The sequence below is a fragment of the Priestia sp. FSL W8-0001 genome, assembly GCF_038050335.1.
GTDB classification, from domain to species: domain Bacteria; phylum Bacillota; class Bacilli; order Bacillales; family Bacillaceae_H; genus Priestia; species Priestia flexa.
Map to the genome: position 1 here is coordinate 1,452,944 of NZ_JBBPAL010000001.1, position 12,615 is coordinate 1,465,558.

The following is a 12,615-nucleotide window of genomic DNA, read 5'->3' on the forward strand; positions in this document are numbered from 1 at the left end:
TACGGCCACTCGCTTTCCGCGGGGAGGAACCTGAGCTTCCTCGCTGCGCTGCGGGATCTCCGTTTTCCCTCTCTTTCCCGCAGGAGTCGAGTGCCCTACGCTCCATTCCACCCTGTTTCCAACATTGTTTTTCACAATCATCAAAAAACCTGAACGATTAAAAGTTATGAATTCTCAATCGTTCAGGTATAGTAGAGGCTGAACTACTTATGTCTCAGTCTCTTTTTATTTAGACTACAACGCTCAATACAATCGGAAGAGTAATAAGGCTCAAACAGGTGCTAATAAGCGTGGATGATGAGACAAACTCGGTGTCAGTGTTATACTCGAGCGCATACATTGTGGTATTAGCTGCTGTTGGCATGGCAGCCATAATAATGAGTATTTGCTTTGTCATTTGATCAATCGGTAAAAATTGAACAATGATAAATGCAAGAATTGGTGAAACTAATAATTTTAATGATAACGAAAAAGACAGTTTGCGAAACGCAATGTTTTTTAACTTGATATTAGCAAGCTGCATCCCTAGAACAATCATAACTGTTGGAATTGTCGCACTTGCTACTAAGCTAACTGCTTCTTCAACGGGTGGAGTTAGCGTAATATGTAGAAGTTGAAAAGTCAGCCCTAAGATGGCTCCGTATACAATTGGCATTGTTGCAACAGCACGCAAAGCAGATTTGATTCCGTTCGCCTCGGGACTGCCTTTTGCAGCATAGTAAACCCCAACGGTACACATGATGAGCTGTTGAAGAACCATTAGTACAATTGCAATATCTAATCCCATCGCTCCGAATACTAATAAGACTACAGGAGTTCCGTAGTTACCGTTATTCATAAATGCAGAAGCGAGAATCATTCCACATGTTTCCGTTGTTGAATAACTCCGGATAAACCCAATTAGCCTGACAACCGCAATGATTGATAAGCAAAGAATGAGTAAAAAAGCGCCTAGGTACAAATATGTAACAGATATTAGATTCGTATAAAACGTTTGAAAGACAAGTACAGGAGACATTAGATACAATGACATTTTTGAAATGTTTTTTGCATCAAAACCAATGGTCTTTTGGCCGATAAATCCAAGAGCGAAAATGCCGAAAATAGGAAGTAGTACTTGTAGAAACTCCATCGAATCCTCCTTTCTATAAAAAAGGTAATCTACGTATAAGGTGAGAGCTGTTTTGCACTCGCGTTCTTAGAAGCATATGTTAAGTACACGCAAAGTGATAATATAATATACTTATTATACAAGAAAAGATAAGAAGAAGGGGGAAGAACCGTGCGGGATTTTCACTGTTGTGCAACCTGTCAGCATTTTAGAAGTATAAAGCTTGAAAATGGAATGAAGTATTTTTGTTCCAGGCTGGGGTATGATACGAAACCATCCTACCAGTTTAACTGCTGGAAGCCTACAGAAATAGTAAAAAAACTAATGGAACATGAAGAAAAAAAGAAACAAAAAGAGGATGGAACATAACAAAACCTTTTCTCACCTCTTTACGTTGTCAGAATAAGTTCGTTCCATTCCACCTTGTCTCCAAAATTGTTTTCACAATCAAAATAACCTGAACGATTAAAAGTGAGGAGCTCTCAATCGTTCAGATTTATCATTGGCTGAATTACTTATGTCCCAGCCTCTTTTTGTTTATTCTCCTGTATTTTCAGCTTCTAGATGCTTGCTACAAAATGCTTGAACTTCAACAGCTTCATCATCTTCTAGTTCAAAATCTAACACCTTATTAGTAGAGATTTCATAGAAATAAGGTTGAGAAATAGAAGATTTGCCATCATTAATAATATAAAGTGTTCGGAGACCTAAGTCACTGCCTGTATATAGTTCATCTTCTTCATCTACGTCGATATAAAGGTGAAACTCATAGCGTTCACCTGATAACATTCCAAATGGATCTTGCAATTTTTCTACGGTGTATTCACGAATTGAAAACATATGTTTATCCTTTCTGTTTGAAACAAAAATTGCTCTTAGCTTAATAATATGTAAGAGAAAAGCAACTAAAGAGCTTCTTCATTATAGCGTAAATAGTAAAAGAGAACAAAGGGTGATTTTTTATTTTAAGGATTTACAAGCTTTAATAAATGAACCGTACGATTTAAAGTGAGAACTTCTGTTTGTTTCTGATAGTTTTTGTAGCGAGCACTCGATAAATGTTCATCTAAAGCATGCTTGTCTCGCCATTGTTCGTAGAAAACAAAGGTGGAGGGATTGTCAATAGATCGATGCAGGTCATATCGAATGTAGCCATTTTCGCTTTTTGAGGGTGCCAATACGTTTAGCAAGACATCATATAGTTTTTCCTCAGAACCTGGCTTTACTTCGAGGATTGCTGTTACTATTACAACTGACATAACAAATCTCCTTTGGCCACTGAAATTGTATTAGTAGTATTCCGAATATAAAGAGTTAATATGCATTTACGTAGATTCTACATAGACATTTATACGAAGGTACGATAAACTAAACCAAAAGGGGTGCACGGAAGCATGAACAAGGAAAGCTATAAATTAGATGATTCACTAGGATATCGATTGTTTCACGCCTCACGCTTAATGATGAACCGTTTAAATCATCATTTTAAAAATAACAATTATCCACTTACATATGAGCAGTGGCAGATTATGAGTCGACTATATGAAAAAGATGGCCAAACTCAAAATCAGCTAGCTATTCAAAATGAACGCGATCAAGCAAGCGTATCACGTCTAATTGATAACATGATTAAGCGTGAGTTAGTAAAGCGAGTTCCACATATAACGGATCGTCGAATTAATTTAATTTATCTAACAGAATATGGGAAAAACATCCAGTTGGAATTAGAAAAACTAGCACAGCAAACAATTAATGATGCGTCAGAGGGGTTAACAGAAGAAGAGTTAGCAACCTGCTTGTCAACGTTAAATAAAATTCGATGTAATTTACTGTAATAAGTATTCTCCGTTTGTCATGTAAGTACAAATGGAGGTTATTTCCACTTAAAAACTTGTTTAAACAAGTTTTTAAGTGGAAATAAAGAAAAAAATAGGGGGATCCTATTGACATATGATAATGATTTTCACTATCATATAATAAGTGAGAGGATAACAAGACCAGTGATGGAGACATCATTTTATTTTTTACCATGAACTGATAATGATTATCGTTATTGATATTTTTAAATTATACATAGTAAGGAAGAGTAGCAGCGTGAAAATTAGGTATCTTATTATTTTACTATTTTTATTATCGCTTATTTCGTTATTTATCGGCGTATCACCAGTAAATATTTATGGGGTCTTATCCTTTGATCAAGAGCAAATTCAAGTGCTACTAATTAGTCGTTTTCCACGATTGATTAGCATCATTATTGCTGGAGTAAGCTTAAGTATATGTGGATTGATTATGCAGCAGCTGACGAGAAATAAATTTGTTTCTCCAACGACCGCTGGAACCATGGATTCTGCACGCTTAGGTGTTTTGGTAGCATTGATGTTATTCACATCAGCTAGTCCAATTCAAAAAAATGTTGGTTGCATTTGTTTTCGCTTTAATTGGAACCTTCATCTTTATGAAGATTTTAGATTCTATCAAAGTAAAAGATCGAATTTTTATTCCTCTTGTTGGTTTGATGTTTGGTAATGTCATTGGTTCCATAACGACATTTTTTGCTTATAAAAATGATTTGATTCAAAGCATTGGCTCTTGGTTGCAAGGTGATTTCTCTACCATTATTTCAGGACAATATGAGTTAATCTATTTAAGTGTTCCACTGATGATTATTGCCTACTTGTATGCTAATAAATTTACGATTGCAGGAATGGGAGAGGACTTTGCTACCAATCTAGGGTTACCATTTAAGCAGGTTGTGAACATTGGGTTAGTCATCGTAGCACTTGTGTCATCTATCGTACTATTAACGGTTGGAATGATTCCTTTTTTAGGATTAATCATTCCGAATATTGTGTCAATATATGCTGGAGATCATTTGAAAAACAGTCTTCCGCAAACAGCTTTGCTTGGAGCGGTTTTTGTATTGACTTGTGATATTTTAGGACGAGTTATCATTTATCCATACGAGATTTCCATTGGTATGATGGTTGGCGTCATTGGTAGTGGGATATTCTTGTACATGTTGATTAGGAGAAAGGCTTATGAGTAATCGATTAAAATTAATAGTTTTAGCAACCGTGGCAGTTGGCGTAACTTTATTATTTTTATTTTATCAATCAAATGGTAATTGGGACTATATTCTGCCAAGGCGTCTAGAGAAATTAGCAGCAATTATCCTAACGGGATTTTCCATTGCAGTTTCCACCGTGGTGTTTCAAACAATCACTAACAATCGGATTTTAACGCCTAGTATTATTGGATTAGACTCTTTGTATATGCTTATTCAGACCATTCTTATTTTTCTATTCGGTTCAATGAATATTGTGACGGTGAATAAAAATATAAACTTTGCAATTTCCATTGTAGGGATGGTTTTGTTTGCCATGCTTCTCTATCAAATGTTGTTTAAAAAAGAAGGAAAAAGTAACATTTATTTTTTACTGTTAGTCGGGTTGATTTTTGGAACGTTTTTCCAAAGTGTCTCTTCCTTCATGCAAGTATTAATTGATCCGAATGAATTTCTAATGGTACAAGATCGAATGTTTGCGAGCTTTAATAATGTTCAGACAGAACTGCTTTTTCTATCTTTCTTATTAATTATCATACTAAGCGTATATGGGTCTCGGTATGTTAAATATTTAGACGTTTTATCACTTGGGAGAGAAGAAGCCATTAACCTTGGAATTGACTATGATGCAGTGACAAAAAAGCTTCTTGTGTTAATTGCTATCTTTATTTCTATTGCAACAGCATTGGTTGGACCCATTACTTTCTTAGGCTTGCTGGTTGTTAACGTAGCGCACGAAGTATTTAAAACGTATCGCCACACGTATCTTCTAAGTGGCTCTATTATCATTAGTATTTTCTCTTTAGTAGGTGGCTTACTAGTAGTTGAACGCGTCTTCACGTTTTCAACAACGCTCAGCGTCATTATTAACTTTATTGGTGGCGTGTATTTTCTTTATCTTTTATTGAAGGGGAGTAGAACATGATTACTGTTAACGGCGTGACAAAAAAGTACGGAAACAAAAAAGTAATAGATGATGTATCTGTTCAAATTCAAAAGGGAAAGATTACGTCATTCATCGGACCGAATGGAGCAGGAAAAAGTACGCTGCTATCTATGATTAGTCGCATCTTAAAGAGAGATGAAGGTGAGATTCTATTAGAAGGTCACGATGTGATGAACTCAAAAAGCAACGAATTAGCAAAGAAAATTTCAATCTTAAAACAAACAAACCATTTAACGATGCGACTTACGATTCGAGAACTCGTATCATTTGGTAGGTTTCCTTATTCACAAGGAAAGTTAAAGAAAGAAGATATAGCTTATATAGATGAAGCGATTGCATATATGGAGCTTGAAGATATGCAGCATAAGTATATTGATGAGCTAAGCGGTGGGCAGAGGCAACGAGCATATATTGCAATGGTCTTAGCTCAAAATACGGATTATATCTTACTTGATGAACCTTTAAATAATTTAGATATGAAGCATTCTGTTCAAATCATGAAGGTTTTAAGAAGGCTTGTGGATGAGCTAGGGAAAACGATTATTATTGTCATTCACGACATTAATTTTGCCTCATGCTATTCAGATTATATTGTTGCTTTAAAGAATGGACAACTCATTAAGCATGGAGCAACTTCTGAAATTATTAAAGAAGATGTTCTTTTAGACGTCTATGATATGCATATTCCTATTCAAACAATTGATGGAAACAAGATAGGCGTTTATTTTTCAGCTTAGATCAAGGTGATTGTTATTTTAATCCATTAAGAGGTTGTTTAGCGCGGGGCCCTTTACATGAAGTGCGAAAATAGCAGCTTATGATTAGAGTAATTCACATATATTTTAAATACAGCGAAAAGGATGGAAGTTAGATGAAGAAGTTATATATGGTATTTCTAGCAGCGTTGCTTGCAGTTATAGTTGCAGCTTGCGGATCAAATGAAGGTAGCACGACTGCAGACAATGAAAAGAAAGAAACGAAAAAGGAAGAAACAATCACGGTTCAGCATGAATTAGGAGAAACAAAAGTAGATAAAAATCCAGATAAGGTAGTAGTCTTTGATTTTGGTACATTAGATTCTATGGACAAATTAGGAATCAACGTAACCGGTGTTCCGCAGGATAGCATGCCTTCTTATCTATCAAAATATGAAGATAAGAAGTATGAAAATGTAGGAGGATTAAAAGAATCTGACTTTGAAAAAATCAGCGAAATCAATCCAGATTTAATCATTATTTCAGGGCGTCAAGCTGATCAATACGACGAGTTTACAAAGATTGCACCGACAATTCATATGGGTTTAGACACAGAGAACTATATGACTTCATTTAAGAAAAATGCACAAACGTTAGGCGAAATCTTTGGCAAAGAAGCAGAGGTAGAAAAAGAGGTAGCGGCTGTTGAAAAAACAATGGCAACTGTGAAAGAAGAAGCTCAAGCTTCAAAGAAAAATGGTTTAATTGTTCTTGTTAACGAAGGAAAAGTAAGCGCATATGGACCAGGCTCACGCTTTGGTATCATTCATGATGAACTAGGAATTACGCCAGTTGATGCTGGTATCGAAGCTTCCACGCATGGTCAAGGCGTGTCGTTTGAATACATTGTAGAGAAGAATCCTGATTACTTGTTTGTAGTGGATCGTAGCGCAGTTGTAGGTGGGGAATCATCTGCTAAGCAAGCGCTAGAAAACGAGCTAATCAAAAAAACAAAAGCTTATAAAGAAGGAAACATTGTTTATTTAGATCCGAACTACTGGTACTTATCAGGTGGGGGACTACTTTCAGTAGCTGAGATGGCGAAAGAAATTGAAAAAGCAGTACAATGATGAAAAAGCGATGCGGTTTAAACCGCATCGCTTTTTTTTATTCTTGATTCTTTATTTCTGCCATTTTATGAAGAGCTTCATGCATTTTAAATACAACAATTAGGGTTTCACAGTAAATGCGCGTAAATAGTGGCCCCACCACAATTAATGCTAGGCCTAAAAAGACAAGGGAACCACCACCATACATGCTATTAATTCCACTTACAATAAATCCAAAACCTAATAGAATGGTTAAGACAGAGACAATAATGAAGACAATTTTAATGATAGAAGGTGTTAACATCTTGTCGAAGTTGAAAAAGCTACTATTCATTTAATTTCTCTCCTTTGGTGTGTAGACTAGTTGTTTTGTCCTTTTATACATATCAACAAGCACGGCTATTTAGAACAGAATCACTTTATTTTTTTAACGTTAAGAACCAGATAAGTTATAATGATAGAAAAGTAAAGAAGACAAACAGATGGAGGAATAAATGATTAAAGAAAATAGTGTGCTAAATAATCAGCAAGCAAAAGCCATTTTAGCTTTACAAAAACGATCATACGAAGTTGAAGCATCAATTATTCATAGTCGTCAGATTCCACCTTTGCAAGAAACGCTCCTCCACCTACAACAATCTAAAGAGATATTTTTGGGATACTACATAGAAGACACGTTAGCCGGCGTTATTTCGTTTAAAGTGCTGGGGAAAGAGTTAGATATTTACCGGTTGTTTATTGATCCTGCGCATTTTAAACAAGGAATTGCTCAAAAATTACTAGCCTTTGTAGAAAAAAACTATTCAGCTACTAAGATATCTGTTTCAACGGCTTCAAAGAATATGCCAGCTATTTGTCTTTATCAAAAGAAAGGCTTTGTCGTGATAAGAACTACAAAAATAAATGATGAGCTAACCCTAGTTCATTTGGAGAAAGTAATAGAAGGCGGTAAACTATCACTATAGAAAGAAGGTGTAAAGATGCAAAAATATACTAACGCACTGATTCATGAGAAATCTCCTTATCTGCTACAGCACGCACATAACCCAGTTAATTGGTATCCGTGGGGAGAAGAAGCCTTTGAAAAAGCCAGGCGTGAAAATAAGCCTGTATTTGTATCAATTGGATATAGCACTTGTCATTGGTGCCACGTGATGGAAAAAGAAAGCTTTGAAGATGAAGAAGTCGCAGATTTATTAAATAGACACTTTATTGCAATTAAAGTAGACCGTGAAGAGCGACCAGATATCGATTCCATTTACATGCGCGTATGCCAAATGATGACCAATCACGGAGGTTGGCCTTTAAACGTCTTTTTAACACCTGACCAAAAACCGTTTTATGCGGGTACCTATTTCCCAAAGAATAGCGCTTATAATAGACCAGGTATGATGGATGCGCTACCACAGCTCGCTGAAAAGTTTCTGCATGAGCGGTCCTTTGTTGAAAAGGTAGGAGAGCAGGTTGTAAAAGGTTTAAAAGCTTCTGTACATATTCCTTCAGACAGCACACTTGATGAAGCCACCCTTCATCAAGCATTTCAGCAGCTCGTTGGTCAATTTGATCCAGTGTATGGAGGATTTGGGCAATCACCGAAATTTCCAATGCCGCATACGCTGACATTTTTGCTTCGATATCATCGATTAACCAATAATGATACGGCGCTGTTAATGGTTGAAAAAACGCTTGATTCGTTAGCCTCAAGCGGTCTCTATGATCAAATTGGTGGTGGATTTGCGAGGTATTCAACAGATCAACAATGGATGATTCCGCACTTTGAAAAAATGCTCTATGACCAAGGGCTGTTGCTACATGCTTATATTGAAGCATATCAAATGACGAAGAAACAGCGCTATCGTGAAATAATTGAAGAGAGTATCACATTTTTAATTCGTGAAATGAGAGATAGTCAAACGGGTGCATTCTATTCAGCGATTGACGCTGACTCAGAAGGAGCAGAAGGAACCTATTACGTATGGTCAAAAGAAGAAATAACAAACCTTTTCACTGAAGAGGAAGCCGAGTTTGTCTGCAGTGCATATAGCATTACGGAAGAAGGGAACTTTGAAGGCAAGAACCACCTTCATTTAATTCCAACGGAAATAGAAGAGCTAGCCAAGCGCAGTAAACAATCCGTTGAAGAAACGGAAACTAAGCTAAAAAAATGCAATGAAAAACTGTTAAAAGAGCGTCAAAAACGCATATACCCTCACGTTGATGATAAGATTTTAACATCTTGGAATGGCTTGATTATAAGCGCATTAGCAAAAGCGGGTCGGACATTGCAAAATGAAACATTTACAGAGCTAGCTGAGCAGGCTGCGCTTTTTATCCACGAAAATATGTACGAGACGGAGCGCTTAATGGTTCGCTATCGTGAAGGAGAAGTAAAGGAAAAAGGTTTAATTGATGACTATGCGTTTTTATTATGGGCTTATAACGATCTTTACGATGCGACACTCAAAGTAGATTATCTTACGAAGGCGAAAGCACTTGCAGAGAATATGACTTCATTATTTTGGGATGAAGACAAAGGCGGGTTTTTCTTTACTGGAAGTGATGCAGAGCAACTGCTTGTGCGTGAAAAAGAAGTGTACGATGGTGCTCTCCCATCCGGTAATAGCGTCGCCGTTTGCCAGCTTTTACGTTTAGGTCACCGAACAGGAAACGAAAAGTTATTACAAATGGTTGAAAAGATGGAGCGAACGTTTTATTCACTTATTCGAATGCAAGCCAGTAGCCATACGCAGTTTTTACAAGCGCGGCTTGAACAAGCAATCGGGATAAAAGAAATGGTTGTGTTAACTAAAGGTAAAGTAGAAGAAATACAGCTTTTGAAGACGTCATTTATACCAGAAGTTGTATGGTTGGTTGGGAATAAAAACGAACTGATGCCACATGCTGATTTCCTAGAGAGCTATGACCAAAGAGGTGAGTCGACCATTTATGTATGTAAAGATTTTGCGTGCGAGCGTCCGTCTATGGAAATAAAAAAGGCTATTGAAGCAGTTTTATAAAAGTAATAAAATACCGCCATTCCTCTATGGCGGTATTTTTTATGATAGTTGCTTGCTTTCAGCGTGTTTTACAAATGTATATTCATCTTCAATTAAACCACATGCTGCGCACTGAATGCGGCGTTCTGGGCCACGGTATGGCGCATGGAAAGCATCTAGTGAATCATTGGTATATTCTGTTACAACGTCACCAGAGCGAGGATCTAATTTGACTGCCGTAGCTTTTTGCTCAATGATATTAAAGCGCGTTCGGTTTGTTTTACAGCTTGGACATAAATAAGGATTTCCCATGTTGTCCACCTCCTAGTTGTTACGATGTCCCTTTTTTGAAAAAACATACAAAAACTAATGATTTGAAACAAGCCTTAAATTCGTTAAAATAAAGCTAGGTGATGAAGATGAAAATACGTAAAAATTTACAAGAAGTAATGAACGTGTTGCAAACGAATGAACAGTTTAAATCCAACATCGTTCATTGGCATACAATTGAAGAAAAAGAAGCAAAAACAAGTCCTTTTCCTTCACAAATTCATGAGAAAATACGTGCGGGATTAGAGAAGAGAGGAATTCTATCGCTTTATACGCATCAAGCTACAGCTTTTACATATGCGTATGAGAAGAAAAATGTAGTTGCCGTTACGCCTACTGCTTCAGGAAAGACGCTTTGTTACAACCTTCCTGTCCTTCAAAGTATCATGGAAAATGAGCAGTCCCGTGCGCTATATTTGTTTCCAACAAAAGCTCTTGCACAAGACCAAAAGACGGAGCTAAATGAACTGATTGAAGAAATGGACGTTTCAATTAACAGCTACACATACGATGGAGACACGCCAGCTAATATTCGTCAAAAGGTGCGCAAAGCGGGTCATGTTGTCATTACAAATCCTGATATGCTTCACTCTGCTATTTTGCCTCATCATACAAAATGGGTATCGTTGTTTGAGAATTTAAAGTATATCGTTATTGATGAGCTTCATACGTATCGAGGCGTATTCGGAAGCCACGTAGCAAACGTTATTCGACGCTTGAAGCGAATATGCCGCTATTATGGCAGTAACCCAGTGTTTATATGTACGTCCGCTACAATTGCCAATCCAAAAGAGCTTGCAGAGCATCTTTTAGGAGAGCAGGTGGAGCTTGTCGATAATAACGGAGCACCGAGTGGAAAAAAACATTTTATCTTTTACAACCCACCCGTCGTAAATAAGCCACTAAATATTAGGAGAAGCGCTACGCTGGAGGTTCGTAACATCGCAGGAGAGTTTTTGAAGAATAAAATCCAAACAATCGTTTTTGCTCGAAGTCGCGTTCGGGTTGAAATTATCTTAACGTATTTACAAGAGCTTGTAAAAAATCAGCTGAAAGGTAAATCGATTCAAGGGTACCGGGGGGGATACTTACCTAAGCAGAGACGTGAAATTGAAAAGGGACTGCGTAGAGGAGAAATTTATGGGGTCGTCAGCACAAATGCACTAGAGCTTGGAGTAGATATTGGGCAGCTGCAAGTATGTGTGATGACAGGTTATCCTGGAACAGTTGCAAGTGCTTGGCAACAAGCTGGACGTGCAGGGCGCAGACACGGAGAAGCCGTTATTGTGATGGTTGCTAGTTCGAGCCCGCTGGATCAATATATGATTCAAAACCCTGAATATTTCTTCAGTCGTAACCCTGAAAGGGCACGCATTAATCCTGATAACTTAGTGATCTTAGTGGATCATTTAAAGTGTGCCTCCTATGAACTGCCCTTTAAGCAAGGAGAAACGTTTGACGGTGTGGATATTGAAGATGTATTGGAGTTTTTAGGAGAAGAGCGCGTGATTCACCTAAGCGGTGATAAGTGGTATTGGATGAACGATTCATTTCCAGCTCACAATATCAGTTTGAGATCTGCTTCACAAGAAAATGTCGTTATTATTGATCAGTCAGACGTCGCCAACGTAAAGGTCATCGGAGAGATGGACCGTTTCAGTGCCATGACGCTTTTACATGATGAAGCTATTTATTTACATCAAGGTATTCAATATCAAGTTGAGTATTTAGATTGGGATGAAAAAAAAGCATACGTACGTGAAGTCACCGCTGATTATTTTACAGACGCCAATTTAGCCGTTAACTTAAAAGTGTTGGAAGCCGATAAAGAAACGAAAGCACCTTCTTATACGATGGGATACGGAGATGTAATGGTAAGCGCGATGGCTACTATTTTTAAGAAGATTAAATTTGAGACGCATGAAAACATTGGGTCAGGTCCAATTCATTTGCCTGAGGAAGAGCTGCATACCAATGCAGTTTGGCTTAGTTTTTCAAAAGAAGTATTCCAAGAGTCAGAAGAACGATTAGAACAGGCTCTATTATCAGTTGCTACTACCATTCAGTCAATTGCACCGTTAATGGTGATGTGTGACCCTTCTGATTTACATGTTGTTCCGCAAGTGAAAGCCGTTCATAATGAAGAGCCAACCATCTTTTTATATGATCGATACCCTGGTGGAATTGGACTGAGTGATAAAGTATACGAACAAATGAAAGAAGTGTTAGAAGAAGCGCAGCAGCTTATTGCTACTTGTCATTGTGAAAGCGGCTGTCCATCCTGTATTGGATTAGAGGGGCAAGGTGAACATGCTAAACAGGATGCGCTCTCACTGCTTCAGCTATTATTAGCAAGGTAGGTGC

General features: G+C 37.4%; 12 protein-coding genes and 1 pseudogene. 8 read left to right on the forward strand and 5 right to left on the reverse strand.

The features are described from left to right. Window positions 1-229: 229 nt before the first annotated feature. The 3 genes from MKZ18_RS07665 to MKZ18_RS07680 form a co-directional block, all read right to left on the reverse strand. Window positions 230-1,132: an AEC family transporter gene (locus MKZ18_RS07665; RefSeq protein ID WP_144593691.1), complete on the reverse strand. Its 903-nt coding sequence runs from the start codon at window positions 1,130-1,132 to the stop codon at window positions 230-232. A gap of 516 nt (window positions 1,133-1,648) precedes the next feature. Then, on the reverse strand, window positions 1,649-1,951 hold the full coding sequence (locus MKZ18_RS07675; RefSeq protein ID WP_061785369.1) for a DUF6509 family protein: 303 nt from the start codon (window positions 1,949-1,951) through the stop codon (window positions 1,649-1,651). Between the two features lie 125 nt (window positions 1,952-2,076). Continuing rightward, window positions 2,077-2,370: a putative quinol monooxygenase gene (locus MKZ18_RS07680; RefSeq protein WP_061785368.1), complete on the reverse strand. Its 294-nt coding sequence runs from the start codon at window positions 2,368-2,370 to the stop codon at window positions 2,077-2,079. Window positions 2,371-2,505: 135 nt separating this feature from the next. Between MKZ18_RS07680 and MKZ18_RS07685 the strand changes: the two genes are divergently transcribed. From MKZ18_RS07685 to MKZ18_RS07705, 5 genes and pseudogenes are all read left to right on the forward strand, one after another. After that, a complete protein-coding gene (locus tag MKZ18_RS07685) occupies window positions 2,506-2,946 on the forward strand; it encodes a MarR family winged helix-turn-helix transcriptional regulator (RefSeq protein WP_061785367.1) in 441 nt (146 codons plus the stop codon). A gap of 259 nt (window positions 2,947-3,205) precedes the next feature. Further along, window positions 3,206-4,157 (forward strand): annotated as a pseudogene (locus MKZ18_RS07690) (ABC transporter permease). Continuing rightward, complete coding sequence (locus MKZ18_RS07695; RefSeq protein WP_061785365.1) at window positions 4,150-5,100, forward strand: iron chelate uptake ABC transporter family permease subunit; 951 nt, start codon at window positions 4,150-4,152, stop codon at window positions 5,098-5,100. Before MKZ18_RS07690 ends, MKZ18_RS07695 begins: the two are co-directional and overlap by 8 nt. Next, window positions 5,097-5,858 (forward strand): iron ABC transporter ATP-binding protein, encoded by a 762-nt coding sequence (locus MKZ18_RS07700; protein WP_061785364.1) that lies wholly within the window; start codon window positions 5,097-5,099, stop codon window positions 5,856-5,858. Before MKZ18_RS07695 ends, MKZ18_RS07700 begins: the two co-directional genes overlap by 4 nt. A gap of 134 nt (window positions 5,859-5,992) precedes the next feature. Further along, on the forward strand, window positions 5,993-6,946 hold the full coding sequence (locus MKZ18_RS07705) for a siderophore ABC transporter substrate-binding protein (protein ID WP_328101773.1): 954 nt from the start codon (window positions 5,993-5,995) through the stop codon (window positions 6,944-6,946). A gap of 37 nt (window positions 6,947-6,983) precedes the next feature. On the opposite strand, the gene MKZ18_RS07710 is transcribed toward MKZ18_RS07705, so the two are convergent. Continuing rightward, window positions 6,984-7,259 carry a DUF4282 domain-containing protein gene (locus tag MKZ18_RS07710; protein ID WP_025907150.1) on the reverse strand — a complete coding sequence of 92 codons (276 nt, stop codon included), beginning with the start codon at window positions 7,257-7,259 and terminating at the stop codon, window positions 6,984-6,986. Between the two features lie 160 nt (window positions 7,260-7,419). Here MKZ18_RS07710 and MKZ18_RS07715 point away from each other — a divergent pair, with 160 nt between their 5' ends. Then, window positions 7,420-7,890 carry a GNAT family N-acetyltransferase gene (locus tag MKZ18_RS07715; RefSeq protein WP_163070724.1) on the forward strand — a complete coding sequence of 157 codons (471 nt, stop codon included), beginning with the start codon at window positions 7,420-7,422 and terminating at the stop codon, window positions 7,888-7,890. Window positions 7,891-7,905: 15 nt separating this feature from the next. Continuing rightward, window positions 7,906-9,942, forward strand: a complete 2,037-nt coding sequence (locus MKZ18_RS07720) for a thioredoxin domain-containing protein (RefSeq protein ID WP_061785361.1) — start codon at window positions 7,906-7,908, stop codon at window positions 9,940-9,942. A gap of 39 nt (window positions 9,943-9,981) precedes the next feature. On the opposite strand, the gene MKZ18_RS07725 is transcribed toward MKZ18_RS07720, so the two are convergent. Continuing rightward, window positions 9,982-10,233, reverse strand: a complete 252-nt coding sequence (locus tag MKZ18_RS07725; protein ID WP_025909359.1) for a hypothetical protein — start codon at window positions 10,231-10,233, stop codon at window positions 9,982-9,984. A gap of 107 nt (window positions 10,234-10,340) precedes the next feature. On the opposite strand from MKZ18_RS07725, the gene MKZ18_RS07730 reads away from it, so the two are divergent. Further along, window positions 10,341-12,611, forward strand: a complete 2,271-nt coding sequence (locus MKZ18_RS07730; protein ID WP_025909360.1) for a DEAD/DEAH box helicase — start codon at window positions 10,341-10,343, stop codon at window positions 12,609-12,611. Window positions 12,612-12,615: the final 4 nt, after the last annotated feature.